Origin of the sequence: Haloarcula sp. K1, assembly GCF_001647155.1 — an archaeon.
GTDB classification, from domain to species: domain Archaea; phylum Halobacteriota; class Halobacteria; order Halobacteriales; family Haloarculaceae; genus Haloarcula; species Haloarcula hispanica.
This window is the reverse complement of record NZ_LRHL01000045.1, coordinates 135,795-161,493: the sequence shown is the minus strand read 5'-3', so window position 1 is coordinate 161,493 and position 25,699 is coordinate 135,795. Positions and strand designations below refer to the sequence as shown.

Genomic DNA, 25,699 nt, shown 5'->3' with positions numbered 1-25,699 from the left:
CGAACCGGACCGCGCTACTCCGGCACTTCGGCGTCGACGGCGTCGACGAAACTGTTCATCTCCTGGAAGAGGAACTCGTCGCTCTCGCCCTCGAACGGCGAGCCGGCCCAGACGTCGAGGTCGCCGTTGACGATCTTCTCTTCCGTTTCCGCGACGGTGTCTTTGACCTCCTGCGGGACCGCCGGACCCCACTCGTCGAGCGCAGGGAGGTTCGTCTCCATGCCGCCCCAGAAGGCATCGGATTCCCAGGTTCCGTCCCGGACCGCGGAGATGGTCGGGTCGTACACCTCTTCCCAGTTCCACACCGGGGAGATGAGGTAGTTGTCGCCGCCGAACTCGCCCATCGGCGCGTTGTAGCCGGAGGCCCACACGTCCGCCTCGTTTGCGGCCCTGACCGGAGCAGGGGAGTCCTGCTCTTGCGAGATGACGTCACACCCTTCATCGATAAGCGAGTTGGCCGCCTGCTTTGAGGTCTGGGGGTCGAACCACGCGTTGACCCACCGGATTTTGAATGTCGCGTCCGGGTTCACCGATCGCGCGCCGAGCGCCATCGCGTTGATGGAGCGAATGACTTCGGGGATCGGGAAGGCGGCGACGTAGCCGATAGTGTTGTTCTCGGTCACCATTCCGGCTGCCTGACCGGCCAGATACCGGGGCTGGTAAATCCGGCCCATGTACCGTCCCATGTTCTCCCGGGTGCGATAGCCGGTCGCGTGTTCGAAGTACGTGTCGGGGTACTGTTCCGCAATGTTGAACATCGGGTCCTGGTAGCCAAACGTCGTCCCGAAGACGATGTCGGCGTCACCCTGCGCGTACTGCTCGAAAACGCGCTCCGAGTCTTCAGGCGCGACAGCCTCCGTGTACTCGGTTTCCAGCCAGTCGTATTTCTCGTCGACCGCCTTCCGCCCCTCGTCGTGTGCATGGGACCAGCCGAGGTCGCCGACCTCCGAGATGTACACCCAGGCAGCAGTCACCGAGTCTGACCCGGAGCCTTCGTCGCTACCGGTCGTAGTGCCATCAGTCGAATCACCGTCGTCGCTCCCGCTGTCGCCACCACTACAGCCGGCTAGCGCGGTTACCCCTGACGCCCCGATGGCACCCAGCATCTCCCGCCGCGATATCGTTCGGTTGGTATTCACCATTACTGAACTGAGTAGACGTAGCGAAAACTCCTACTTAAGAGATACCATCTTTGATCTTACAGCGAACAAATATATTTGCGTGAACGTGACCGAAAATCGTCTTCGTGGCTCGATACTACTACGACCGTGGTCACAGCCGTCTGAAAGGCCCCAGCAACTGCAGATGAGTACGTCAGCTGTGTGCCGGTGGCAGAATCAGTTCGGGACCTCCCCCTCGACAGTGTCGACGTAACTGCTCATCTGCTGGAAGAGGAACTCGTCGCTCTCGCCTTCGAACGCCGAGTCGGCCCAGACGTCTCGCTCGCCGTTGAGTATCGCCGACCGCGACTCCGAGACGGTGTCTTTCGCTTCTTGGGGCACGTCCGGTCCCCAGTCGTCCAGGCTACAGATGCCCGAGTCGATACCCTCCCAGTACGCGTCGGACTCCCAGGTGCCGTCCCTGACAGACTCGATAGTCGGGCCGTAGAACTCTTCCCAGTGCCAGATCGGGGACGTGAGGTAGTTTTCGCCGGCGATATCGCCCATGGGAGCGTCGTAGCCGGTCGCCCAGATACCCGCATCGGAGGCCGCACGGAGTGCAGCGGGGGAGTCCTGATGCTGGGCCATCACGTCGACGTCTTCGTCCAGCAGGGCGTTCGCCGCCTCGCTTTCGGTTGGCGGGTCGAACCAGGAGTTCGTCCATCTGACCTTCAGCGTCGCGCTGTCGTTGACTGACGCAGCCCCGAGCGCGTAGGCGTTGATGCCACGGATGACCTCGGGAATCGGGAATGCCGCCACGTATCCCAGCGTATCTGTCTCCGTGACGGTACCGGCGGCCTGTCCGGCGAGATATCGAGGCTGATAGATCCGGCCCATGTACCGGCCCATGTTCTCCATCGTCAGGTAGCCGGTGTTGTGTTCGAAGTACGTGTCGGGGTACTGCTCCGCCACGGCCGCCATCGGGTCCTGGTACTCGAACGTACAGCCGAAGATGATGTCGGCGTCACCCTGTGCGTACTGTTCGAACACCCGCTCGGAATCAGCGGGGGCGACAGCCTCGGTGTACTCCGTCTTCAGCCAGTCGTATTCTTCTGCGACCGCCTCCCGACCCTCGTTGTGGGCCCAGGACCAGCCGAGGTCCCCGACCTCCGAGTTGTACACCCAGGCGGCCGTGACCGAATCCGTTCCGGACCCGCCGTCACTACCGGTTGTGGTCCCGTCAGCAGCCCCGCCATCGGCGGTGTCGGTGGCTGCTTCGCCATCGCCTCCGTCACCCCCACCGCTACAACCGGCGAGTCCGGTAATTCCTGCTGCCCCAAGTGCTGTCAGTAGCTCCCGTCTCGATTTGGCGTGTTTCTTGTCAACCATTCACTATCCGGATTCCCATTGCAGAAACAATCACTTAAATTGTCCCGTTCGTGCAGCTTTTTCTACCCTATTATCAATATATGTGCCACAAAACCAAATCTATCATACGTATATGGTGATTATCTGCAGCATATGTCTATCCTACTGGCTGTCACGACAGACTGGATGGACGTCGACAACGGACGCTAACACATAACAACTGATACTTGGCAAATGTCCGGCATTTCCCGTTCTGGACGGCGAATATGGCTACCTTTGGAAACAATTATGCCACTACATTGTTGATACCCGGCCAAGATCAGAGAGCATGTCCGAACACACCACGCTCAGGATGGAGGGGATTCTGAAGGAGTTCCCTGGGGTCGTCGCCAACGACCACGTCAACCTCTCCGTCGAGCGCGGGGAAATCCACGGCCTCCTCGGTGAAAACGGCGCGGGAAAAAGCACGCTGATGAAGATTCTGTACGGGCTCTACTCTCAGGACCACGGCGATATCTATCTCGACGGCGAGCGGCTCGACCTGGAGTCGCCACAGGACGCTATCGACGCCGGGATCGGGATGGTCCACCAGCACTTCATGCTGATACCACGCCTGACCGTCGCCGAGAACGTCGTGCTCGGTGAACGTGAACCGGCCACAGCGTTTCGCAGCGATGCCGAGGACAGCTGGCTCCCGGCGACGGTCCGGAACAACAGCCTCGTCCAGTCGCTCGCCGGCCAGTTCTCGCTCGGTCTCGACGTCCCCGAGCAGCGGATTCAGGACCTGGCGGATCAGTACGGGTTCGACATCGACGTGAGCGCAAAGATCTGGGAACTCGATGTCGGCCAGCAACAGCGCGTCGAGATACTCAAGGCGCTGTACCGGGATGTCGACCTCCTGATTCTCGATGAACCCACAGCAGTCCTTACGCCGACCGAGGCCGAGCGGCTCTTCGACTCGCTCGAACGGCTGACTGACGAGGGACTCTCGATAATCTTCATTACGCACAAGCTCACCGAGGTCGACGCCATCGTCGACCGCGTAACGGTTCTCCGGGAGGGAGAAAACGTCGGCACCGCCGAGGTGTCGTCAGTCTCCCGGGCAGACCTCGCGGAGATGATGGTCGGCCGCGAAGTGCTGTTCGAAATCGACAGGGACGCTGTCGACCTCGGTGAGCCGGTTCTGCGCGCACGCGGGGTTGAGGCCACCGATAACCGAGATATCGAAGCTCTCTCCGGTATCGACCTGACGGTTCGGCAGGGCGAAATCGTCGGTATTGCGGGCGTAAGCGGTAACGGCCAGAAGGAACTGGCCGAGGTCCTGGCCGGCATCCGTGACGTGACAGCCGGCGAGTTAGTGGTCAACGGCGAGGACATCACTGGCGCGAAACCGAAGACGTTCGTCGACAGCGGCGTCTCGTTCGTCCCCGAGGACCGACTCCAGTACGGCTGTGCCGCGGACCTCTCGGTGATGCACAACGCCACGATGAAAGACTTCAGGGACGGCCGGTTCGGCGACCGGCCGTTTTTGGACTACGGGGAACTCCAATCCTACGCCGAAACACTGGTCGAGGAGTTCGATGTCCGCGGTGTCAGCGACGTCACCGAGACCAACGCCGGCGACCTCTCCGGTGGGAACCTCCAGAAGCTCATCCTGGCCAGGGAAATCTACCGCGACCCGGATCTGCTCATCGCGAACCAGCCGACCCGTGGCGTCGACGTCGGCGCAATCGAGTTCATCAGGGAGACACTGCTCGAACAGCGCAAGGCGGGCACGGGTATTATCCTGCTCTCTGAAGACCTGGACGAGATTTTCGACTTGAGCGACAGAATTCTCGTCGTGTACGAGGGCGAGTTCGTCTACGAAACGACACCGGCCGAGGCCGACCGGGAACGGATCGGTCTGGAGATGACCGGCGGAGGTGGGGACGACGCCAGTGAGACGGCTTCGTCGCCGCCTCAGTCCGTGGCCACACAGGAGAGTGAGAGCTGATGAATGTCGCAGTCAACGTCGACGCACGCGAGGAGATTCCCGCCTGGCTTGCCTACGGGACGCCCGTGTTCACCGTACTGGCCGCGCTGGCGGTGAGCGCCGTCGCGCTGGTCGTCCTCGATGTAAATCCCGTCGCGGCGTACGCGACGATGTTCGTCGACACGCTCTTTACCGAGTTCGGCCTCACCGAGACGCTGACGAAAGCGGTGCCGCTGATTCTCACGGGACTGGCGGTGTATCTCCCGCTGAAAGCGGGACTGTTCAACATCGGTGCCGAGGGACAGCTCGTCGCCGGTGCACTCGCCGGGACCTGGATCGGGCTGAACGTCTCGCTTCCGGGGCTCGCACTGGTCCCGCTGATGTTCGTCGCCGCAGCCGTGGCCGGCGGTATCTGGGCGGGCATCCCGGCGTACCTGCGTGCGAAGTGGGACGTCAACGAGATCATCACCTCGCTACTGCTGACGTTCGTCGCCCTCGAAATCCAGAGCTACTTGCTCCGGGGACCGATGCAGGGCGGGACCGGGAACTTCCCGCAGTCCGAGCGGTTCTCCGAGGCCGCGACGATTCCGGAACTGGTCAGCGGGGTCCACGCCGGCTTACTGGTCGCCGTCTGTATGGTCGTGGTGACCTACGTCCTGATGACGCGAACGCGACTCGGGTTCGAAATCACGTTCGTCGGCTCGAACGATGCGGCCGCACAGCAGGCGGGGATGAGCAAGTTCTACGTCTACCTCCTGGTGTTCGTCGTTGGCGGTGCGTTCGCGGCCATGGGCGGCATCAGTGAAATCGCCGGCGCACAGGGGCGATACCGCGCCGGGTTCGAACCCGGATACGGCTTCACCGCCATTCCGATCGCGTTGCTCGGCCGCAACAGCGCGCTCAAAGTGCTGCTCGCGGGGCTCTTCTTCGCCGTGCTGTTCGTCGGCGGGTCGAGCATGGAAGTGGCCTTTGGCGTGCCCGCGGCGCTGGTCGAGATCATCCAGGCGCTGGTAATCCTCTTCCTGATCACTGCGGAGTTCTTCAAGAGCTACCGTGTCGGTATCGACGTAAAACGCGGGCCAGCGGAGACGCCGGCCCAGCCACAGCGGGGTGACGACTGATGGTGAGCTTCATCGCCGGGCTGCTCGATGCCACCGTTCAGGCGGCGACCGTGCTCCTGCTGGCCGGGATGGGGGAACTCCTCAGCGAGCGGGCGGGCGTCCTCAACCTCGGCGTCGAGGGCATGATGCTCGTCGGCGCGCTCGGCGGGTTCATCACTACCGTCGTGACGGGGAGCCACTGGCTCGGATTCGGCGTCGGCATCCTCCTCGGGATGGTGCTTGCGCTGGTCCACGCGTTCCTCTGTATCACGCTGAAGTCGAACCAGGTCATCAGCGGCGTCATGCTGACGCTGCTGGGGGGCGGTCTGACGACGTTCTTCGGCTCTGGCTGGGTCGAGGAATCAATCGACGGCTTCCCACAAATGACGCTCCCGCTCGTCGGACAGTACCTCGTCGATATCCCGGTCATCGGTGAGGCCTTTTTCCGGAGCACGGCGACGGACTACCTCGCACTCGGCCTGCTGGTCGTGGTTTGGTACTTCCTGCACCATTCGAATCTCGGGCTGGAAATGATAGCCGTCGGCGAAGACCCCGAGATGGCGGACACGATGGGCGTGTCCGTGTTCAGACTGCGGTATCTCGCGGTACTCATCGGCGGCGGGTTCGCCGGCGCGGCTGGGGCACACCTCTCGCTGGCGTTCTCACAGCTCTGGGTGCCCGGCATGACCGCGGGCCGGGGCTGGATCGCCGTCGCGCTGGTTATCTTCGCACAGTGGCGGCCCCGCCGGATGCTCGTGGGAGCGTATCTGTTCGGCCTGCTCGACGCGCTCCGCATTCGCTCGCAGTCCATCTCGCTGACGGTGGGTCCTGACGCGCCGCTCGCCGGGGTCATCAACCCCGTCGTCGAGTTCCTCATGAACCCACAGATCATGGGGACGTACCCGTATCTGGCGACGATTCTCGTACTGGCGTACGCCGTCATCCGGACCAAGAGCGACCAGCTCGCGGTTCCCTCGGCGCTGTTGCAGTCCTACAGCCGCGAGACGGATTAACGGATAGTCGGGTACGGGCCGAAACGAGCGGCCACACCTGCCACAGACCGTGTGTGTTGCCAAATCTATTTATCGGCATTCGAAGAATTCAGGATGTCTCATGAGCGCCAATCAGGTCTTCGAGAGAGGCGACCGTGTCGGGATCTACTTGCAGGACAAACACTCGCTGGAAGAGAACGTGGAACTCGTGCAGTACGCGGAGGAACAGGGGATCGACGAGATCTGGCAGGCCGAATCGCGGCTGGCACGCGACGCCGTGTCCCCGCTCGGCGCGTACGCCGCGGTCACCGACGATATCAAACTTGGGACGGGTGTCATCAACAACTGGACGCGCAACGCGGCGCTGATCGCGCAGTCGATGAGCACGCTGGAGGAACTCGCCGGTCCGGACCGGATCATGTGCGGTATCGGGGCCTGGTGGGACCCACTGGCTGAGAAAGTCGGCATCGACCGCAGCGGCGCACTGCGGGCGATGCGGGAGTGCGTCGAGGTGACACAGGATTTGCTGGACATGGAGAATGTCACCTACGACGGGGAGTTCTTCCAGATGCGCGACGTGGAACTGGACGTGGTCCACGGCGACGACGGGCCGCGGACCGTCCCGGTCTACGTCGGCGGAACCGGGTTCAAAATGCTGGAACTCACCGGCCACTTCGCCGACGGCGCGCTGCTGAACTACCTCGTCAGCCCGGAGTACAACGAGAAGGCCCTCGACGCACTGAAGACCGGGGCGGAACGTGGCGACCGTTCGCTCGACGACATCGACCGGCCCCAGTTAGTCGTCTGTTCGATGGACCATGACCAGGAGAAGGCCCTGGACAACGCCCGCGAACTCATCACGCAGTATCTCGGACAACAGCCCCACATTATGAAAGCCAGCGGTGTCAGCCAGGACCTCATCGACGAGGTGGGCGAAACTATCGGCGGGTGGCCGGCCGACAAGGACGACATCAAAGAGGGGATGCACCTCATTCCGGACGACGTAGTTCACAAACTCACCGCCAGCGGGACGCCCGAACAGTGCCGAGAAAAAGTCCGGGAGTACGCGGAAACTGGCTGCCAGTGCCCGATTCTCTATCCGCTTGGCGAGGACCGGCGGTTGATGATCGACGAGTTCGCGGACGGCTACCTGTAGGTCGCTGGCCGCCGACTTGATAGGTGACGATATCCCTTTTCGGCCTGCTCAATCGTCGGCCGCGGCTTCCTCGGCCGTGCCGTACAGGCCTTCGACCTCCGCGATGTCGGGGTCGATTCGATCCACTTCACCGGTCGCCTTCTCGGCGCTTTTCGTGTCTTTTAGTCCGAAGCCAGTGGACACCACGACGACGGTTTCGTCCTGTTCGATGATCCCACGGTCGAGTGCGGTTCGGACGCCGGCGACGGGCGTCGCGCCCGCTGGCTCGGAGTAGATTCCCTCGGTGCTGCCAAGCAGTTTCTCTGCCGCCAGAATCTCGTCGTCGGAGACCAGCACGCTCGTTCCGCCGCTCTGTTCCAGCGCGCGGCAGGCCTTGAGCGTGTTCCGCGGCCGCCCGACCGCGATTGAGTCGGCCAGCGTTTCGGCGATATCGTCGATATCGTCGTGGTCGTGGAAGGCGTCGTGGATGGCCGACGCACCGTCGGCCTGGACGCCCAGCATCTGGGGGTGGTCGTCGACGTAGCCGAGGTCGTAGAACTCCTTGAACCCCTTCCAGGCCCCGGCGATCGTACAGCCGTCGCCCATCGAGAACACGACCCAGTCCGGGACGTGTCCGCGAGCAATCGACTGGTCGGCGAGTTCGTGACCAACCGTCCGCTTGCCCTCGACCTGGAACGGATTGATGGCCGCGTTGCGGTTGTACCAGCCGTACTTCTCGGTGACTTCGACGCTGAGGTCGTAGGCTTCGTCGTAGCTGCCGTTGACAGCGAGGACGTCCGCACCGTAGACGAGCGGCTGTGCGAGCTTGCCTGTCGGAGCGTCACCGGGGACGAAGATTCGACAGTCCATCCCCCCGCGGGCGGCATAGCCCGACAGCGACGCGGCGGCGTTCCCGGTCGAGGCGCAGGTGATGATGTCTCGACCGGCGTGTTTGGCCTTCGTGACAGCGATAGCGCTGGCGCGGTCCTTGAAACACCCCGTCGGGTTCCGTCCGTCGTCTTTGACAAGCGTTTCGACCCCCAGGGCATCGCTGAGGTTCGGTGCGTCGAAGAGGTCGGTCCCGCCCTCGTTGAGCGTCACGACATCGGCGTCCGCTGCGACTGGCAGAAACGCCTCGTACTTCCACTGGCTCGATATCGGGCCGCCGAGGTCGCCATCGAACGCGTCGTCGATAGCATCGTAGTCGTATGTCACTTCGAGAATTCCCTTTACGCCCTCGTGTTTGGGACAGGTGTAGATGATCTGGTTCGGGTCGTACTCCGCCCCACAGAGTGTACACTCGAGGGTTGTGACTTGCGTCATGCCCATACTACTCCCTGAGTACAACTGGGTATAAAACCGTACTGCGGCTTTAGCTCGATTGTGAGGTGAACCTCCTCTGTCGTGGATGACACATATTCACACACGGCAAGCACACGCCACACATCTATTTGTGAACCATCTATCAGGTCAATGGAGACCAAAACCGCTACAGCGGGCGGTCCAAGAACTGGCCACGGCCCGCCGTTGACTGGACCTCGTGGTCTATCGCGACGACCTCACCGCCGGCGACGACCGTATCTACGCGCGCGCTCCACTGCTGTCCCTCGTACGGCGTCCAGCCACCGACGAACGTGAGGTCGTCGGGGGTGACCTCGTACTCCTCGGTCCGGACGAGCATCACGTCCGCGTCCGTTCCGACTTGCAGTGAGCCTTTCTTGGGATAGATGCCAGCGTTCTGGGCCGGTGCCGCACACACGAGTTCACGTAGTCGCGGCCACGAAATCCGATCCTCGTGGACGCCCTCGCTGACGAGGAACTCGACCATCGTCTCGACGCCCGGGAGGCCGGCGTATGGCTCCCAGATGTCATCCCAGCCGACATCCCGAGTTTCGCGGTACGTCGGGAAGTGGTCCGTGCCGATGAGGTCGATCGTCCCGTCCTGAACCGCATCCCAGAGCCGCTCCCGCTCGGCGTCGGATTTGAGGCTAGGGTTGACTTTCAGGAACGGCCCGTGTTCAGCAACGTCTCCCTTCGAGAAGGCGAGATACTGCGGACAGGTTTCGAGCGTGACCGGAACGTTCGCTCGCGATTTGAAGCGGTCGCCCTCCCGCGCGCCGCTCCCGCTGGAGATGTGGACGACGTGCAGCGGACAGTCGGCGTACTCCGCGAAGTAGCCCGCCCGAGAAATCGCGTCTAGCTCGGCTTCGAGCGGCCGTGAGTCCATGTACACCTCGGGCTCGTCGCCGTCGATAGCCGACCGCGCGTCGTCGAGCAGTCCCTGCGTCTCACAGTGGACGCGAACTGTTCCCCCGGCATCGCCGACGCGCCGCATGAGCCGGGCGATGGACGCGTCGCTCGCCAGATACGGGTCGGCGGTGAACGTCTTGAAATCCGCCGTTCCGGCGTCCACGATGCCGGCCACGTCGATATCGGGGTCCTGAACATTGCCCGCGACAAGGCCGAAATCGACGTGTGCGAGCGCCGAGCACGCCGCTGCTTTCTCCTGCATTGCTTCGGGAGTCGTGACGGGTGTCTGCGTCGGCAACTCGATGACCGTCGTCACTCCGCCGGCGACCGCACTCGCAGTCTGAGACGCGAAGTCGATTCCATCCGGAAACAGTTCGTCGTCGTGCATGTGGGTGTGCACGTCGATAGCGCCCGGGAGCGCGACCATGCCGTCCGCGTCGATGACGGTATCCGGGTCACTGGGAGTCGGGACCGACGACGCCGGACCAGCGGCGTCTATCGTTCCGTCGGAAATCGCAATCTCACCGTGCTGGATGCCCGACGCCGTCACCACCTGTGCGTCTTTGATGTGAATATCTGTCATGCCAGTACGGGCAGGGCGAACGACGAAAACAGTTAGTGTGTGAGACGCCACATCCGGCCCACACACGGCTTGTGAGAGAATGGCCGCTAAGGCCGTTCTGGGGCGGAGTAGCTTTTAGTCGGTTGCCGGTATCGCCCAACCTGTGATACTGAACGCAGGGACGCTCATCACGATGGACGGTGGGCGCACGGTCCGGTCGGAGGTACACGTCGTTGTCGAGGACGGTGAGATCGTCGCTATCGAGGACGGCTACGCGTCCGGTGCTGACGTGATCGACGCCACTGACGAGGTCGTCATCCCGGGACTGGTGAACTGCCACACTCACATGTACGCGCTCCCGATTCGCGGTGCGCCGCTCGCTGCCTCACCAGAGAGTTTCTACGAAGCGCTCGTTGATATCTGGTGGAACGTCGACGAGGCGTTTACCGAGCGTGACGCTCGCCTGTCCGCACTGGGGTCCTGTACCGAGATGCTTCAGAGCGGCGTCACAACCTTCTGTGACAACTACTCCGGGCCGAACACACTGCCGGGCGGCCTCGACGCCGTCGCAGCGGGCGTCGCACAGACGCCGATCCGCGGGATGATCGCCTTCGAGACGACGGCCCGAAACTCCGAGTCCCAGGCCAGAGACGGCATCGCGGAGAATCAGCGATTCATCGACGAAACCGAGGAGCGGTACGACACCGTCTCCGGTCACTACTGCCTCCACACGCTGTTTACCAACACTGCGGACATCGTCGAGGAGTGTGTCGACCGGGCTACCGACCACGACCGCCCGATCCAGATACACCTCGAAGAGGGGCTGGTCGACGTTCACGAATCCATCGCCGACTACGGGAAACGACCGGTGCCAGCGCTCGAAGACATGGGCTTTTTCGACGCCGAAATCATCGCCGCCCACTGCGTCCATTCCACCGAGTCCGAAATCGAAATCCTCGCCGAAAACGACGTCAACGTCGCACACAACCCATATTCCAACATCAACAACGCCGTCGGTATCGCTGACGTCGAAACGATGCAAGCCAACGAGATGACAATCGGACTCGGTGACGACGGGTGGGACCCGGATATGTTCGAGACTATGCGTTCGGCCGTCGGTATCCACAAACTCAAGCAGCGCAACCCGAGCGGCTTCGACATGGCAACTGCCCTCGCATGGGCGACAATCGGCAGCGCGGCAGTGCTGGGGATGGACGACGCTGTCGGTAGTATCGAGGTCGGCAAGCGTGGTGATTTCGTGACACTTGACCTGGGGCCGAACCCGGTGTTAGACGGGAGTGCACCCTACTACGTCGTCAGCGCTGCAAGCCGTGCGGACGTTACCCGGACGATTATCGATGGGGAGACTGTGTACGACCAGCAATCGGGCGTCACTGGAGTCGATGATTCGGACATGACCGCCGTCGGCGATGCGAGTGCAGAACTCTGGGAACGGTTGTAGGAGTTACCGGCTGTGAATGACACCTGTTCGACTGCCGCAAATATATACACTCTAAGGGTGTATATCCACTTCTTCTGCGAATTGCGGAGAGCCACCTTTTCGGGCACGAAAGAATAACACTCTCAGGGTGTAAAACAACGGACGATATCTCGATTTCACCGTAGATGTGCACATTCTGTACACACGGTATTTTGACTGTAGCATCGTTGATGGGCCGAATCTGTCTATTTCGTGTACCATCGCAATTTTTTCCGGTTCCCGTATGTAATAGTGGGTCTGTGAGCGTGAATGTCACATGGTAGTTAGTGACGCCTTTGAGACTTTCACGCAGGTACTCGAATGCCTAGATTCGTCTGATACTGAGGTCAAATCGGTCTCAGTCAGGGGCCAGACGACAGCGGATAACGACGAAATCAGTGCTGACCTGACACTCGCGACGCCGGTATTCGGTGGCGTATCGATACACGACGACGTATCTGTCGAGGCTGAGGGCTTCGATTTGACCGATAAGCGGGTTGAGATTGACGTGACGGTTACCGTCCCTGTCGGAACTGACATACCAGTACCATCAGACGATCAGGGGGGCACGTCCAATGAACTGGCAGAGACCCTCTCGCAGTCGGATTCCGTGCCAGCATACAAGGACCCCGAGGCACTTCAGGCGGCTTACGAGGCCTGCGATACGTTCCCGGAGATGACCGAAGCGCTTGACGCCGACGTGACTTCCGAAACTGTGCGCCGATATATGGTGGAGTATGATATCCACGACCCGACCGACACGACGCCACAGGCAGGCGGACTCAGCCTTGCGGACATGCAGACAGATTCGGATACCGACACCGACGCCAGCTCCCCGGTCGAGTCGGACCCTTCTGAGGACAGGGTGGCCGACAACAGCCAACCCGAAGAACCGGACGGACTGGGGGCCAGATCTGTCGCCGACCTGCTCGCTGAGGCGGACTCACAGGACAGTGACGACAATCTCGTCGCGGATGGAATCGGTATCTCTCAGGACGTGACTGTGGCCGACCTCGCACAGACTGTTACCCAGTCCACCTCACTGGACGAGGTGACCCAGCGTCTCGATTTGAGCCAGACACACGCCCGGAGATTACTGTCGGAACTGGACCTCCTCGACCTCGTCACCCATCGGCTGGCAGCTACCCAGATACGTGTCTCGAACGCCGAAATCAAGCGGCGTATCACTGCTGCCAGTCGGTAACTGATCTCTACGTGGTGGTTGTGCGCGAAGATTAACCTTCATTATAAAAGGAAAATGTTTTTGTAGCCCGGTTTGAATGTGTGATAAATGGCAACTATACGCGTACGAGATTGGACGAAAGAACAGATAGAGAAGATACGTGATACGGAGTCTCACTCCTCGCACGATTCGGTTATCAAGTCGCTGCTGAAAGACCGAAAGCTGGCCAAATACGCGGACGATGCCGCAGAGGCCGTTCCGGAGTCGGAGTCCGACTCCCTGACGAACGATCCCGACACCGCGTTTGATGACCTGACTGTGCTCGGCGAGTTGTCCGGTGCAGACAACGGGGTGTTGTTTCTCTGGTGTCCCAGTTGCGGGAACGAACTGGCGCACTTGACTGCGGATAACCCACTCGGCCTGTCCGTGTTCGAGATCGAATGCCAGCGCTGTCTCACCCATCTCGACCGACACGCCATCGTTGCCATCGAAATCGGCTATCCCATCGAGCAGAAACTGGTCGAGGACTGTCTGCAAGACGATCTCAAGGACTGCGTCGTCGACTACTGGGACCGGACACTCGACTCGGCCGCCGTGGGAGCGCTCGACGACGATCTCGACCCGGCGCACCTCGTCTGGCAGTTCGACCAGTATCTCCGGCAGTTCTCGTGGGAGTGGCCTGTGGATGTCCCTGTTGTCGGTTTTGCCACGGGAGAGACCTATCGTAACACCACCACCGACGAGTACCTCGAAGTTATCGAACCAGTCTCGGAGAACCGGAACGCGATGGACTCGTTCAAGATACGGCGGTACGCCGGCGACCCGGATACCCACGACGGTGAGACGGAAATTCTCGACAGCACTGCTGTCGTCGATCACATCGTTAATCGGCGACTACTGCTCGAAGTACGCACCGACTCGGCGTCACTGCCCGAGTCGACCGAACCGACAACGTGACCAGTGGGCTCAGCCTGTCTGGACCTCTTCTCTCTAATCCTCTATTCTTACTAGACTGAGTAACTCCGGATCTACCTCTGATAGAGGTGCTGCTGTCCAATCGGATAACGCAGACTTCAGATGACTTTTTATAGGGCGCTTTTAAGATTGAAAATTCGAAATATGGATACATAATATCGACATTCCGCTCCACTCTGAAAACAGATGCTGTGTATTAGTTTGTCTCGGCCGTCGGACGGGAACACCGTAGACAGACGACACTCTCTGCGACCCAGTTCACATCTGCCGAGCCACAGTGCGGGCAGCGGTGGTGGTCGGTGTCGTACTCCGTCGTCCCGCGAGGGGCGGCAAGGAATCCGTCGGTAACCACTTGCTGGACGAGGCTGGGGAACCGTTGCCGTTTGACGACGGCCCGCTGTGCGAGGAACCTGCCGGGCTCGTCCGGGTCCGTGCCGTGGAGGTCTTCCCAGGGAAGAGCGATTTCGCCGTTGGCAGGGCCACGAGCGACTTGCTGGATGAGGGTCGCAGCGGCCTCGAACAGCGGCGTCGTCCCCCACGCTTGCGGGTTGTCGACAGCACTGCCAGCGTCCTTGTAGGCCGATTCAGCTTCGCGGTACGCTGCCTCGACATCGTCGAGTCCTGCGACTGTTCGGAAGTCTCCGACGAACTCCTTGAGGCAGGCGTGCTGAACGGGGTGTTCGAGCCCGTTGGTCAAATCCTTGGCCACGGCGACTCCCTCAACGCCGCGGCGGGTGGCGCGCGTGTCCGCTCCGGCGACGCGGTAGCAGACCGCGCTCGTCGCGAGGTACTGGAGACCGTCACCGACCCATCCCTTCTCGTCGGCACTGAACGGCTCGATGCCTTCCCGCGGGTCCGAAAGAACACGCCACCCGGCCCGCGTGTACTCGTCACCAGCGCGACGGTAATCCCGGTCAGCGATGGCGGCGACTGCTGCCGCTCGGTGTCCCGCGTCCTGTGTGCGCATAGCGTCACTACGGCGTACGGCCTCACAGGCTTTCGCACCCAACAAATCGGTATCACATCGCTGGCTGGCTGACTGGTCCGCTGTTCGTCTGGATGCTTCTCACCAGCGAAGGGCTCGTGGGCGGGCAGTCGATACTGGCAACAGTGGTCGCCGCTGCTGTCCTCTATATCCTGATGGTCGGCTTCTTCGTTTTCGTCGTGCTCCCGCGGTCCCGACTGCCGTCGGCTCGAATAGCGGCTATCCGACGCGACTGGGCGATTTCGGCGGCCGCGTACCTAGTCGTTCTCGTGCCACTCGTCGCACTCGGGTCTCGGCTCGTCTGACCCGACTCGAACTACGACCTCGATCGACTGTACGGTAAACAGGGCTGTTCACCGCTCACCCGATATGCTCACTCGGCGAGCGACAGTTCCCCGTCTGGCCCCACCTCACCGACTTCGCCGGTGTGATACCAGTCGTCCCGGAGCGTCTGTGCGCCAGTCTGGTCGCCGTCGAGGAACCCACCGAGGACAGTCGGGCCACGGACCAGTATCTCCCTGCTTTCCGAGACAGCGATTTCCACGCCCGGCATTGGGTCGCCGATTGACTCCTCAACGAAGGACGCAGCCGGATTCAGCGCGCCGACACCGGTTGTTCCGACGGAGCCGTATAGTTCGCATATCGGAACGCCCAGCCCCCGGAAGAAGTACAGCAGATGATCGTCCAGCCGGCCTGTCCCGGAGAGGGCGTAGGTGAGGTTTGATAACCCTGTCTCTCGTCGCAACGGCTTGTAGACGAGTCGCTTGGCGGCCCTGTACTTCAGCGGTGTTCCCCGCCCCTCGACGATACCCTGCCCGTAGGATGCCACTCGACCGCCGACCTTCCGCTTCATCCAGCCCATGTCGCCGAGACGGTCCTGTATCGTCCCGTAGAGCTGCTGGTACATCTTCGGGACCCCGACGAGCACGTCGGGCTTGACGGCCGCGAGCTGTTCCACGAACTCCTCGGCCTCAAGGTAGGCGACGGCGCTCCCGGTCGCCCAGAGGTAGTACGTCGCGACACGTTGATAGATGTGTGCCAGCGGGAGCGAACACGTCCCGGTCGCGCCGGGGCCGGTGGGAAGCCCCTCCCGGAGACTCTCTGCTGCCGCCAGTAGATTCCGGTGTGTCAGCGCGCAGCCGGCCTTCTCCGCAGGGGCTGCCACGTCGAACGCGACTGTCGCAACCTCGTCACCGTCAGTCTGCAGGCCGGGGAGCACTCTCGCCTCAGCAGTCGGTAGCGCCTCGAAGTCGAGCACGGTTTCGACGGCCATCGAGAGATCCCCGGCCTCGTCTCCCGCTGCCACGAGTCCGGTCGCGCCGGTCCGCTCGATGATCTGGGCTGCTCGGTCGTTGCTCGCAGACGGGTAGAGTGCGACCGGGACGAGTCCGGCGAAATGACAGGCCAGGTCGAGCACGGACCACTCGTACTGGGACTGGGCTCTGATGGCCAGTCGATCCCCGGGACGCAGTTCCGTCGAGAGGAGCCCGCCCGCGACCGCCTTCGCCCGCTCGGCCATCTCCTCGAAACTCCGCTCGACGAACTCGCCGTCATCCCGGACGAGCGCCGCGGTCCGGTCCCCGTGGTCCGAAACGATGTCTTCGAACCAGGCCGCGACCGACCCCTCCGGAACCGAAAGCGAGCCACCGTCGTAGACGTCGCTGTCGAGGCGCACGCCGGCGTCTTCGGGCTGCCGGTCAACTGGCACGGGGTCCTCCGACGCTGTTCGGTCCTGATACAACTGTCCGGGTTCGTACTCGTAGTCGTCGCTGACTTCGCTCTGGAAGTAGTCAGCGTAGTTCTGGTCCTCGTCGCCGGCGGCGATATGCGCATCGAGCCAGTCCCGGGCGACTGTCAGGACCTCCATCGTGACGTACTCCCCGTTCTCGTGTTTCTCGCGGAGCTCTTGTACTTTCCCGGCGAACTCCTCGTGCATTTCGCGGTGATTGTAGAAACAGTCGCTGCAGTCCATGGCGTAGCCACAGTTCTGCATGAACTCCTCTTCGTCACCGAAATGGTACTCCGTGTAGCGTTCGAGCTCCCGGAGGATGTCACCGACTTCCTCCTCGGAGTGGCCCTCGTTCATCGCCGTATGGAGGTCGTTCAGCAGCCCGAACAGGCGCTTGTGCTGCTCATCGAACCGTTCGATATTTGTGCTGTACCGTTCTTCGTCCCACTCGGCAAACTCCCCCGTCGAGTCTGTGCCCATACCTGTTCTGTTACCCATTATTTGAAAAGTAACTCTCACGTTCCCATCGAGTGAAAATGCGGTCTGCATCCCAAGTAGTTTCCAGTTAACATCGCAGTCGGGATGCGAGAATTACGTGACGAAACGGTTGTCGACGTCCTCACTGACAACGGAATCGGCGTGCTGGCACTGTCCAGCCCGACGGAGGCGGCTCCGTATCCGGTCCCGGTCGCCTTCGGGTACGACCCGGCGACCGATAGCCTGGCGTTTCACCTTTCAGAGAGCGACGAGAGCCAGAAACACCGCTATCTGACGGCTGACGCCACCGTCGGGTTCACCGTGTACGAAGAGACAGAACCCAAATCCGTGTGGCGAAGCGTCGTGGTTACGGGTGAGCTGGTAGAGGCGACATATGACGAGGTAGAGCCAGCCCTCGCCTCGCTGGCCAGCAACACACAGTTCGCCCCGAATCCAGTCAGCTGGGACGACACATCGACGACGACGCCGTACGAACTCCGAATCGACGACTGGTACGGACGAGAATTCCGAGTCGGGTGAAACTGGTGTCGCGACCCACGGACACCACCTGTTACAGACCTCCCTCTCAGCGCTGTATTCACCGCTGTTCGGCCCGCTTCGTGTTCTCAGCCTGTGGGAACTAACGCACGTAATTATGGCTTGAACCCCGTAGATACAAACAGAGGTGTACCAGATGCTACCGCCAACAACTGCGCTACTCCAGCACGGACCGATGGGACCCCACGGTGAGGCGACGGGCATGGGCATGGCCCCAGGCGGCTGGTGGCTGCTGCTCGCAGCGTTCGTCATCGCTGTTGTGGCGATCGGTGTCCTGCTGTACGTGCAGTTACAGCGCGAGGCGACCGCTGAACCGGATTCACTGGAGACCCTCAAACAGCAGTACGCGTCGGGCGAGATCGACGAGGCGGAGCTTGAAACACGGGCCGACCGGTTGCTCCAGCACGAGTCGTAGGCCACGACACTGGCAGTTTCATCATCTGTCCGTCTGGTGGGACACTCATCCGTGACTTATGACTCCCTGACTGCGTCCGCGGCCCGCCTGACACACTTCGTGGTACATTTATTCCGCAACGGTGTACGGTGGGTATGGACCCGGACGACGTTCGCGACGACTGGGCCTCCCGCTCCGGGAAGTTCTCGCCGGCGTACTACGCTGAACTCGGACCGAACGAAGTGAGTGAGACGCTGGTCAACGTGCTCGACCACTACGTCCACGATGACGCCCGGATCATCGAACTGGGGTGTGGCTCGGGCCGCCATCTGGCACACCTCCAGACCAACGGGTACGGGAACCTCACTGGTATCGACATCAACGACGAATCCTTCGACGTGATGGCCGAACACTACCCTCGGCTCGCGGATTCGGGGACGTTCCACACCGGAGCGCTTGAGGACATCGTTACCGAGTTTGAGGACGACGCCTTCGATGTCGTCTACTCGGTCGAGACGCTCCAGCACATTCACCCCGACGACGCGTGGGTGTTCGAGGAGATCGCTCGCATCGCAGGGGACCTCCTCGTAATCGCCGAAAACGAGGGCAACAGTCCCCAACGTGGACGCGAAGACACTGACGTGAGCTACGTCGACGACGACTTCCCGCTGTATCACCGCAACTGGAAGCAAGTATTTTCAGAACTAGGGTTCGCACAACTCATTCGGGAACCGACGTCTCGGGACACCATTCGCGTGTTCCGTGCGCCGTAGCCCGCACCGCTATGTATCACTTTTCGCCGGTTCTGTCGTCGGATCGCCACCCGCCGGTAACTTCAGGATCGATAACCGGGCAGCAACTATTTGTGTCACGGTATCATGCGTCAAGTTGGATCGCTATGCAACTGTGCCAAAACTGTCAGGCGGCTATCGACGAGTACCTCTTGGACAAACAACTCGAACCCCTGCGAGACCTCACAGTCGACGACTTCAATCTCTGTGCGGACTGCGTGACCGTCGTCGCGGACGCCTGTGTGGAGTGTGACGGCGCGGTGTACGTCCCCCGGTCCGAAACCGCTGTCCCCGACTGCTGTCCGGCGTGCCGGTCCGAGCACATCGACGAAACCGGGACTGACCCGGGCTGGCACTTCGACACGATGTCGACCTGACCTGGGTCATCAGCCGGGCTGCCGATGTGGGCATCAGCCTTTTTTGACACACCTGACCGCGAACTGAGGACACGGTCGCACCTGAATACGACTTCTGTGTTCCGTACCCGAGTAGAACAATACGTCTCGGTACAAGTGACCGCAATTGTACTGTGGACACGCACTATCTGCCATAATTTCTGAACGTCGGATTCGCCGACAGAAGCCGTGTGTGTGCGTCACAGTGGCGATAGAAGCTTCATACTCCTCCAGCACATACGGTAGGTCTCTACTGGAATGACACGCTCGACACGACATATTGGCTTGCTGTTTGCTGCGCTCGCACTCATCTGGGGACTTTCCTTTGTGGCGATCAAGACTGGTCTCGAAGGCGTTCCGCCGGTGCTGCTGGCAGCTGTCCGACACGACATCGCTGCGGTTGTACTGCTCGGTTATGCTCTCTGGCGCGGCCGGTCACTGCGACCACAGACCCGCGATGACTGGTCACTGATTCTCATCGGCGGCACCGTCCTCATCGGCGCACACTTCGCGCTCCTGTTTCTCGGACAGCAGTACGTCCCGAGTTCCTTCGGCGCGATCCTGCTTAGTCTCACGCCGGTTGTGACGCCGGCGTTCGCATCGACGCTGATACCGAGCTACAGGGCCCGTCCGCACGAACTCATCGGTACCGTCTGTGGATTCATCGGCGTGGTTATCATCGCAAATCCCACGCCGGGAGCGGTCGGCGGCCGACTGCTCGGCGTTGCCCTGCTCATCAGTTCGGCTGTGGCCTTCGCCGTCGGGGCAGTCCTGACCGAACGCTACACCAGTTCGCTCCCGCTTGTGAGTCTGCAGGCCTGGATGACCCTGCTCGGGGCGGGCATCCTGCACGCCGTCAGCGCGGGGCTGCCCTCGGAACGGCTCGGAACAGTCACAGTCGGGCTCGAACAGCTAGCGGCAATCGCGTACCTCGGCATCGTCGCCAGCGCGATTGGGTTCCTCCTTTACTTCCGGCTGATCAGCACAGTCGGGGCCGCTGAAACCAGCCTGGTCTCCTACGTGGTTCCGGCAGTGACGGCCATCAGCGGCTGGCTCCTGCTCGGTGAAACACTTGGCCCGGTTACCGTCGCCGGCTTCGCCGTCATCGTGGTCGGCTTCGCGTGGGTGAAAGCCGACGTGCTTCGGTCGTTACGCCGCCGTCACACTGGTTCGCCGCCCCATCGAACACAGACTCCACGGGACGACTGCGTCGTCGTCAGCGGAAACGCGTACTCGACGCAGGACTGATACGGATTGTTGGGGCGATGTTCCGGTATGCGCCGACCCCGAGATCAGCGCTACCCGGACATAATCTACAACAATCCGTATGTACTCCAGTCAGGGGCATCAGGACTTAGCCGCTGCCACCCGTTGCAACGGTATGGCTCCCCATCCCGGGTTCCACTCGCTACACGACGAAACAACGGCATCGATCCCCGTGACCGGTGGCCTCCCGGACTGGCTCCGTGGCAGTCTCATCCGGAACGGCCCCGGCGCGTTTTCCTTCCCAAATGGAAGCAGTGTCGACCACTGGTTCGACGGGTTCGCGATGCTGTGCCGGTTCACCTTCGACCCGGATGGTGACGCCGTTCACTATCGGAACCGCTTCCTCCGAACGGATGCGTACGAAGCGGCGACGAGTGGCGAGTTCGAGGGCGGCTTCGCGACCGGCGAGACGACGCTTCGCTCGCGGCTGGCGACGTTTCTGACAGACCCCTACGACAACACGAACATCATCGCTGAGCGGTTCGGCCGCGAGTACGTCGCACTGACTGAATCGCCCCGGAAGGTGCGTTTCGACCCGAACACGCTCGAAACGACGGGTCACATCGAACACGACGACGGCGTCCCGACCGGCCAGCTCTCCTGTGCCCACGTCAAACGCGACCCGACGAGCGGCGTCCTCGTCAACGTCGACACGGCGTTCGGACGGACCAGCCAGTACCACGTCACTGCCATGACGCCGGACGGGACCCGGCGACACGTCGGGAGCGTCGACACCGACCAGCCGTCGTACATGCACAGCTTCGCGCTCACGCCCCGGTACGTCGTATTGACGGAATTTCCGCTTCGGCTCGACCCCCGACGGTTTCTCAAGCCCGGCCGACAGGCACCCTTCATCGAGCAGTTCGAGTGGAACCCCGACCGCGGGACCCGAATCGTCGTCATGGACAGGACTACCGGGACGGTCGTGGCGGAGCCGGTCATCGACGCCGTGTTCGGCTTCCACCACGTCAACGCGTTCGAACGAGCCGGCGGGAGAGAACTCGTGTTCGACCTCGAAACAGTACCCGACGCGACGACTATCGACTCGCTGTATCTGGACACCCTCCGTGCGGGCGAGATGGGCGCTATCGTCGGCCGCATCGAGCGGTTCACTGTGGACCTCGGTACCGGAAGCGACGTGACCCGATACGGCGACGTCGACGCGACGGTGTCGCGCGAGATGGTGTACCCCGACGGCAGCGCGCTGCCGACCGTCTCACCGGCTCGGTGGTGTCGCCCGCATCGCTACGTGTACGCGATGGGGATGGATACGCCCGTCACCGAGTGGGCCCGTCGCGTCCTGAAACTCGACACGGACACGGGCGCTGTCGAGACGTTCGACGATGGCGGGGACTACTTCGGTGAGCCGGTGTTCGTCCCTGCACCGAACGGCGACGCCGAGGATGACGGTGTGGTGGTAGTCGTTGCGCTCGATGGGGACGCCGACCGGTCCCGGCTACTCGTCCTCGACGGTCAGACGTTTACGGAGCGCGTCCGGGCAACGCTCCCCCACGCAGCCCCGTTTGATTTCCACGGCCGATACTTCCCCGAGCTCAGGGTGGCCGCCGACGACTGATACGGACGGTTGGAGATTATGTCCGGATAGCTTCGACCACTGGGTAGGAACGCACCGGTACATCGCTCCACCAATCCGTGTCAGGCTGCATCCATCTTATCCCGGCAACGAATACGAACTGTTGACATGATGTTCGGTCTGCCTAAAATCCGAAAACGCTTTATCCATTTAGGCTGGCCTAAACAGTATGTTGAACGAATCGATTGACACCTCCGAACCGTCACACCGGCTGTCGGTGTCACGGACACTGGACGGAGCGTCGTGAACATGGTGGCAGTGGGGAACCGGACGGAGACGACGTTCGACCACGATGTCATCATCGTCGGGGGCGGTCCAGCCGGTTGTTCGGCGGGGGTGTTCACGGCCAGAGCGGGCCTCGATACGGTCATCTACGACCGCGGCCGGTCGTCGCTCAAGCGCTGTGCCTACCTCGAAAACTACCTCGGTTTCCCGGCCGGTATCGACGTAGAGACGCTGTACGACCGCATTCAGGACCACGCCGAAACTGCCGGTTGTTCCATCGTATCCGAGCTGGTCGAATCGCTCGACAGAACCGATGCCGGGGAGGGATTCGTCGTCGAAACGCAGGACGGGGAGACCGCCACGACTCAGCGGGTCATCGCGGCGACTCGCTACGACGGCGAGTATATGCGCGGTCTGGACGACGACGCGGCGATGTTCGAGACGTACGAACACGACGGCGAGGAACACGAAGCCTTCGACAACACGTATGCCGACGCCGACGGCACGACACCGGTTCCGGGTCTCTACGTTGCCTCACCGTCCGAGGCGGCGGACATGCAGGCGATCATTGCGGCCGGCCGGGGCGCACGGGTCGCACGTCGGGTGATCGCGGATACGAGAATCGACGACGGCTGGTGGGAGTCTGTCGCTGATGGGGTGGACTGGATCCGACGGAGGGCTGAACTCGACGACGAATGGACCGAACGATCGACCTGGGTCGAACACTTCGACGACCGGTACGCCGAGGACGCCCCCGTCGAACCGGGGTCGGACCGCTTCCAGCGGGTTCGCGAGGCGGTCATCGAACAACGGCGGTCGTCGTATCTCACGTCCGACGAGATAGCTGACCGGGCCGAAACAGGTCAGGAAGTACTGGCGGGCTACTTGAGCCCCGAAGCGGTCGTTTCGGGGCTCGACCAGACCGCCGTTCTCGATGCAATAGATGACGAAACGATCCGGGACTACCTCGGCGCGAGCGACGGACTCGCGGAGGTGGGCGAGTAATGGTCAGCGAGACACGGGGGGCCACCGACGTGTTGTCACGGGCCAGGACCTGGCTCGACACTCTCGATGGGTCCCTGTTCGGGCTATGTGTCGCGAGCGTTGCCGTCGCCTTTGTGGCCGGGCTCCTGCAGGTGAGCTTCGGGGCGTATTCGATGACCATCCTCGAGGCGTGGCAGGCCGTGTTCGACCCGAAGGTGTGGTTCAGTGTTCAGGCGTGGCAGTCGTTTTTCTTCGGGACTGAGCTGCCCGAACTGCCGAAACGGACGCTCATCGTCTGGAACATCCGGATGCCGCGGGTAATCGTCGCCGTGCTTGCGGGGATGTGTCTCGCCGTTTCCGGGGCGATATTCCAGGCTGTGACCCGAAACGAACTGGCGAGCCCGTTCATACTGGGCGTGAGTTCCGGGGCGGGGCTCACCGTACTGCTGACCCTCGTTCTGTTCAGCAGTCTCGCTCCGTTCCTCCCGCTGTTTGCCGCGGTCGGTGGCTCCATCGCGTTCCTGCTCGTGTACATGATCGCGTGGCAGGGCGGAACGAGCCCGGTCAGACTGGTCCTTGCTGGTGTCATCGTCAACATGGTGTTTACCTCCCTCCAGCGGGGGCTGTTCTTCTTCGCCGACGACCTGGGCGTTGTCCAGTCGGCGCTGGCCTGGATTACCGGGTCGCTAACGGGCGTCGGCTGGGAGGAGTTTCGCATCGCTGTCATCCCGACGCTGGCCGCGACGCTCCTCGCGCTGGCGGGCGCACGACAGCTGAACCTCCTCCTGCTCGGAGAAGAGACCGCGAGTTCGCTCGGGATGAGTGTCGAGCGGGTCCGGTTCATGCTGTCCGCGGTCGCCATTCTGGCGGCCAGTACGGCCATCTCCGTCGCGGGCATCATCGGTTTCTTCGGCCTCGTGGTCCCCCACATCGTCAGACTCATCGTCGGGAGCGACTACCGCCGGCTCCTCATCGGCTGCGTGTTCGTCGGTCCGGCGCTGATGGTCGTCGCGGACGTCGGTGCACGGCTGGCCCTGAGCCCCGCACAGGTTCCAGTCGGCGTCGTCACTGGCGTCGTCGGCGGGCCGTACTTCCTCTACCTGATGCGGCGACAGGAACAGATGGGTGAGATCTAATGTCACAGGACAACTCCAACTCGGACGGTATCGCTACGGTCAATGACACCGCTGCTGGGTCCCAGTCCAGTCACCGGGACCGGCCCCTAGTCGGCGACGATGTGGTGCTTTCGTACTCCGGGACGGATGAACCGGTCATCGACGGTGAATCGATCACCGCCGAACCAGGGGCCGTGACGGCGCTCGTCGGTCCGAACGGGTCGGGCAAGAGCACGCTGCTGAAAGGCCTCGCAAATCAGCTCGAACCGGAAGCCGGATCGGTACTGCTGGACGGGCAAGACATTCAGACACTGGAGACCAAAGCGATCGCTCGGAAGCTCGGCCTGCTCTCTCAGGAGAGTACGTCGCCAAACAGCATCTCGGTCGAGGATCTGGTGTACCACGGTCGGTACCCACACCGGGGGTTCTTCGACAGTGTCACCGAGGAAGACGAGGCCGCCGTCGAGCGGGCGATTGACCTGGCCGGCTGCGGCCATCTCCGTGAACGTGAAGTCGGTAGCCTCAGTGGTGGCCAGAAACAGCTCGCCTGGATCGCGATGGTCCTCGCACAGGACACCGACGTGCTGTTGCTCGATGAACCGACGACCTTCCTCGATCTCCACCACCAGCTTGAGGTGATGGAGATCATCGAAACACTCCGGGACGAGAGCGACATTACCATCGTGGTCGTCCTGCACGACATCGAGCAGGCGGCCCGTCTCGCCGACCGGATGGTCGCACTCAAAGACGGCAAGATACAGGCCCGGGGACGACCCGAAGCTGTCGTCACGGAGCAACTCCTCGCGGACGTTTTCGAAATCGAGGCAGAGGTCTCAGCCACGCCACACGGGCCGCGCGTGAATCCAATCCGTGCCCGCCACGACGGCGACGAACACACTGCTGGTGACGATAGTGCCGAACCGGACCGCGCCGAGGAGCTCGTGGCCGAATAGGGCCAGTAAGACCACCGCGAAATCGCACTCTGGCCCACGGATGCCGGGCTCTGCGCTTGATACTGGACTCTTCCCACGGACGCCGGGCTCTACGCTTGATACTGGATTGTTCCGGG

At 62.0% G+C, this 25,699-nt stretch carries 23 protein-coding genes; 17 read left to right on the top strand and 6 right to left on the bottom strand.

Features of this window, described 5'->3' with window-relative positions:
- Window positions 1-14: 14 nt before the first annotated feature.
- Entirely contained in the window at window positions 15-1,142 is a 1,128-nt protein-coding gene (locus AV929_RS19200; RefSeq protein ID WP_064289037.1) for a BMP family ABC transporter substrate-binding protein, read from the bottom strand.
- A gap of 195 nt (window positions 1,143-1,337) precedes the next feature.
- Window positions 1,338-2,489, bottom strand: coding sequence for a BMP family ABC transporter substrate-binding protein (locus AV929_RS19195; protein WP_064289036.1), 1,152 nt, complete (start codon window positions 2,487-2,489; stop codon window positions 1,338-1,340).
- Window positions 2,490-2,796: 307 nt separating this feature from the next.
- On the opposite strand from AV929_RS19195, the gene AV929_RS19190 reads away from it, so the two are divergent.
- From AV929_RS19190 to AV929_RS19175, 4 genes are all read left to right on the top strand, one after another.
- Window positions 2,797-4,461, top strand: a complete 1,665-nt coding sequence (locus AV929_RS19190; protein ID WP_064289035.1) for an ABC transporter ATP-binding protein — start codon at window positions 2,797-2,799, stop codon at window positions 4,459-4,461.
- Window positions 4,461-5,561, top strand: a complete 1,101-nt coding sequence (locus tag AV929_RS19185) for an ABC transporter permease (RefSeq protein WP_014031281.1) — start codon at window positions 4,461-4,463, stop codon at window positions 5,559-5,561. The genes AV929_RS19190 and AV929_RS19185 overlap by 1 nt, the downstream gene beginning before the upstream one ends.
- Complete coding sequence (locus tag AV929_RS19180; RefSeq protein ID WP_014031280.1) at window positions 5,561-6,553, top strand: ABC transporter permease; 993 nt, start codon at window positions 5,561-5,563, stop codon at window positions 6,551-6,553. The genes AV929_RS19185 and AV929_RS19180 overlap by 1 nt, the downstream gene beginning before the upstream one ends.
- A 100-nt stretch (window positions 6,554-6,653) precedes the next feature.
- On the top strand, window positions 6,654-7,688 hold the full coding sequence (locus tag AV929_RS19175; RefSeq protein WP_064289034.1) for an LLM class flavin-dependent oxidoreductase: 1,035 nt from the start codon (window positions 6,654-6,656) through the stop codon (window positions 7,686-7,688).
- 48 nt (window positions 7,689-7,736) lie between these two features.
- Here the strand turns inward: AV929_RS19175 and thrC are convergent, their stop codons facing one another.
- Window positions 7,737-8,996, bottom strand: a complete 1,260-nt coding sequence (thrC, locus tag AV929_RS19170; RefSeq protein WP_064289033.1) for a threonine synthase — start codon at window positions 8,994-8,996, stop codon at window positions 7,737-7,739.
- Window positions 8,997-9,156: 160 nt separating this feature from the next.
- Window positions 9,157-10,500 (bottom strand): dihydroorotase family protein, encoded by a 1,344-nt coding sequence (locus AV929_RS19165; RefSeq protein ID WP_064289032.1) that lies wholly within the window; start codon window positions 10,498-10,500, stop codon window positions 9,157-9,159.
- Window positions 10,501-10,642: 142 nt separating this feature from the next.
- Here AV929_RS19165 and AV929_RS19160 point away from each other — a divergent pair, with 142 nt between their 5' ends.
- From AV929_RS19160 to AV929_RS19150, 3 genes are all read left to right on the top strand, one after another.
- Window positions 10,643-11,941: an amidohydrolase family protein gene (locus AV929_RS19160; RefSeq protein WP_064289031.1), complete on the top strand. Its 1,299-nt coding sequence runs from the start codon at window positions 10,643-10,645 to the stop codon at window positions 11,939-11,941.
- A gap of 295 nt (window positions 11,942-12,236) precedes the next feature.
- Window positions 12,237-13,163, top strand: coding sequence for a hypothetical protein (locus tag AV929_RS19155; protein ID WP_014031275.1), 927 nt, complete (start codon window positions 12,237-12,239; stop codon window positions 13,161-13,163).
- An 87-nt stretch (window positions 13,164-13,250) separates the two neighbouring features.
- The gene (locus AV929_RS19150) at window positions 13,251-14,099 is read left to right on the top strand and encodes a hypothetical protein (RefSeq protein WP_064289030.1); all 849 of its coding nucleotides are present in this window, start codon (window positions 13,251-13,253) and stop codon (window positions 14,097-14,099) included.
- Between the two features lie 214 nt (window positions 14,100-14,313).
- Here AV929_RS19150 and AV929_RS19145 read toward each other — a convergent pair whose 3' ends face one another.
- Entirely contained in the window at window positions 14,314-15,084 is a 771-nt protein-coding gene (locus tag AV929_RS19145; RefSeq protein WP_064289029.1) for a hypothetical protein, read from the bottom strand.
- A 92-nt stretch (window positions 15,085-15,176) separates the two neighbouring features.
- Here AV929_RS19145 and AV929_RS19140 point away from each other — a divergent pair, with 92 nt between their 5' ends.
- On the top strand, window positions 15,177-15,407 hold the full coding sequence (locus AV929_RS19140; protein ID WP_014031272.1) for a hypothetical protein: 231 nt from the start codon (window positions 15,177-15,179) through the stop codon (window positions 15,405-15,407).
- A 68-nt stretch (window positions 15,408-15,475) separates the two neighbouring features.
- On the opposite strand, the gene AV929_RS19135 is transcribed toward AV929_RS19140, so the two are convergent.
- Complete coding sequence (locus AV929_RS19135) at window positions 15,476-17,311, bottom strand: bacteriohemerythrin (RefSeq protein WP_014031271.1); 1,836 nt, start codon at window positions 17,309-17,311, stop codon at window positions 15,476-15,478.
- A 102-nt stretch (window positions 17,312-17,413) separates the two neighbouring features.
- Between AV929_RS19135 and AV929_RS19130 the strand changes: the two genes are divergently transcribed.
- The 9 genes from AV929_RS19130 to AV929_RS19090 all read left to right on the top strand — a co-directional run bounded on the left by AV929_RS19130 (window position 17,414) and on the right by AV929_RS19090 (window position 25,583).
- The gene (locus tag AV929_RS19130) at window positions 17,414-17,848 is read left to right on the top strand and encodes a pyridoxamine 5'-phosphate oxidase family protein (RefSeq protein WP_050038415.1); all 435 of its coding nucleotides are present in this window, start codon (window positions 17,414-17,416) and stop codon (window positions 17,846-17,848) included.
- Window positions 17,849-18,002: 154 nt separating this feature from the next.
- Entirely contained in the window at window positions 18,003-18,281 is a 279-nt protein-coding gene (locus tag AV929_RS19125; RefSeq protein ID WP_230458918.1) for an SHOCT domain-containing protein, read from the top strand.
- Window positions 18,282-18,415: 134 nt separating this feature from the next.
- Entirely contained in the window at window positions 18,416-19,033 is a 618-nt protein-coding gene (locus AV929_RS19120) for a bifunctional 2-polyprenyl-6-hydroxyphenol methylase/3-demethylubiquinol 3-O-methyltransferase UbiG (RefSeq protein WP_014031268.1), read from the top strand.
- 125 nt (window positions 19,034-19,158) lie between these two features.
- The gene (locus tag AV929_RS19115) at window positions 19,159-19,428 is read left to right on the top strand and encodes a hypothetical protein (protein ID WP_005532887.1); all 270 of its coding nucleotides are present in this window, start codon (window positions 19,159-19,161) and stop codon (window positions 19,426-19,428) included.
- A 276-nt stretch (window positions 19,429-19,704) separates the two neighbouring features.
- A complete protein-coding gene (locus AV929_RS19110) occupies window positions 19,705-20,694 on the top strand; it encodes a DMT family transporter (protein ID WP_064289027.1) in 990 nt (329 codons plus the stop codon).
- 133 nt (window positions 20,695-20,827) lie between these two features.
- Entirely contained in the window at window positions 20,828-22,288 is a 1,461-nt protein-coding gene (locus AV929_RS19105) for a carotenoid oxygenase family protein (RefSeq protein ID WP_064289026.1), read from the top strand.
- Window positions 22,289-22,555: 267 nt separating this feature from the next.
- A complete protein-coding gene (locus AV929_RS19100) occupies window positions 22,556-23,536 on the top strand; it encodes an NAD(P)/FAD-dependent oxidoreductase (RefSeq protein WP_064289025.1) in 981 nt (326 codons plus the stop codon).
- A complete protein-coding gene (locus tag AV929_RS19095; RefSeq protein ID WP_064289024.1) occupies window positions 23,536-24,651 on the top strand; it encodes an iron ABC transporter permease in 1,116 nt (371 codons plus the stop codon). Before AV929_RS19100 ends, AV929_RS19095 begins: the two co-directional genes overlap by 1 nt.
- A complete protein-coding gene (locus tag AV929_RS19090; protein ID WP_050038420.1) occupies window positions 24,651-25,583 on the top strand; it encodes an ABC transporter ATP-binding protein in 933 nt (310 codons plus the stop codon). The genes AV929_RS19095 and AV929_RS19090 overlap by 1 nt, the downstream gene beginning before the upstream one ends.
- Window positions 25,584-25,699: the final 116 nt, after the last annotated feature.

What these genes read in the sequence shown, in the direction of transcription:
- AV929_RS19200 (WP_064289037.1), bottom strand. Translation starts at nt 1,142, where the DNA reads ATGGTGAATACCAACCGAACGATATCGCGGCGGGAGATGCTGGGTGCC.
- AV929_RS19195 (WP_064289036.1), bottom strand. Translation starts at nt 2,489, where the DNA reads ATGGTTGACAAGAAACACGCCAAATCGAGACGGGAGCTACTGACAGCA.
- AV929_RS19190 (WP_064289035.1), top strand. Translation starts at nt 2,797, where the DNA reads ATGTCCGAACACACCACGCTCAGGATGGAGGGGATTCTGAAGGAGTTC.
- AV929_RS19185 (WP_014031281.1), top strand. Translation starts at nt 4,461, where the DNA reads ATGAATGTCGCAGTCAACGTCGACGCACGCGAGGAGATTCCCGCCTGG.
- AV929_RS19180 (WP_014031280.1), top strand. Translation starts at nt 5,561, where the DNA reads ATGGTGAGCTTCATCGCCGGGCTGCTCGATGCCACCGTTCAGGCGGCG.
- AV929_RS19175 (WP_064289034.1), top strand. Translation starts at nt 6,654, where the DNA reads ATGAGCGCCAATCAGGTCTTCGAGAGAGGCGACCGTGTCGGGATCTAC.
- thrC (WP_064289033.1), bottom strand. Translation starts at nt 8,996, where the DNA reads ATGGGCATGACGCAAGTCACAACCCTCGAGTGTACACTCTGTGGGGCG.
- AV929_RS19165 (WP_064289032.1), bottom strand. Translation starts at nt 10,500, where the DNA reads ATGACAGATATTCACATCAAAGACGCACAGGTGGTGACGGCGTCGGGC.
- AV929_RS19155 (WP_014031275.1), top strand. Translation starts at nt 12,237, where the DNA reads ATGGTAGTTAGTGACGCCTTTGAGACTTTCACGCAGGTACTCGAATGC.
- AV929_RS19150 (WP_064289030.1), top strand. Translation starts at nt 13,251, where the DNA reads ATGGCAACTATACGCGTACGAGATTGGACGAAAGAACAGATAGAGAAG.
- AV929_RS19145 (WP_064289029.1), bottom strand. Translation starts at nt 15,084, where the DNA reads ATGCGCACACAGGACGCGGGACACCGAGCGGCAGCAGTCGCCGCCATC.
- AV929_RS19140 (WP_014031272.1), top strand. Translation starts at nt 15,177, where the DNA reads ATGCTTCTCACCAGCGAAGGGCTCGTGGGCGGGCAGTCGATACTGGCA.
- AV929_RS19135 (WP_014031271.1), bottom strand. Translation starts at nt 17,311, where the DNA reads ATGGGCACAGACTCGACGGGGGAGTTTGCCGAGTGGGACGAAGAACGG.
- AV929_RS19130 (WP_050038415.1), top strand. Translation starts at nt 17,414, where the DNA reads ATGCGAGAATTACGTGACGAAACGGTTGTCGACGTCCTCACTGACAAC.
- AV929_RS19125 (WP_230458918.1), top strand. Translation starts at nt 18,003, where the DNA reads ATGCTACCGCCAACAACTGCGCTACTCCAGCACGGACCGATGGGACCC.
- AV929_RS19120 (WP_014031268.1), top strand. Translation starts at nt 18,416, where the DNA reads ATGGACCCGGACGACGTTCGCGACGACTGGGCCTCCCGCTCCGGGAAG.
- AV929_RS19115 (WP_005532887.1), top strand. Translation starts at nt 19,159, where the DNA reads ATGCAACTGTGCCAAAACTGTCAGGCGGCTATCGACGAGTACCTCTTG.
- AV929_RS19110 (WP_064289027.1), top strand. Translation starts at nt 19,705, where the DNA reads ATGACACGCTCGACACGACATATTGGCTTGCTGTTTGCTGCGCTCGCA.
- AV929_RS19105 (WP_064289026.1), top strand. Translation starts at nt 20,828, where the DNA reads ATGGCTCCCCATCCCGGGTTCCACTCGCTACACGACGAAACAACGGCA.
- AV929_RS19100 (WP_064289025.1), top strand. Translation starts at nt 22,556, where the DNA reads ATGGTGGCAGTGGGGAACCGGACGGAGACGACGTTCGACCACGATGTC.
- AV929_RS19095 (WP_064289024.1), top strand. Translation starts at nt 23,536, where the DNA reads ATGGTCAGCGAGACACGGGGGGCCACCGACGTGTTGTCACGGGCCAGG.
- AV929_RS19090 (WP_050038420.1), top strand. Translation starts at nt 24,651, where the DNA reads ATGTCACAGGACAACTCCAACTCGGACGGTATCGCTACGGTCAATGAC.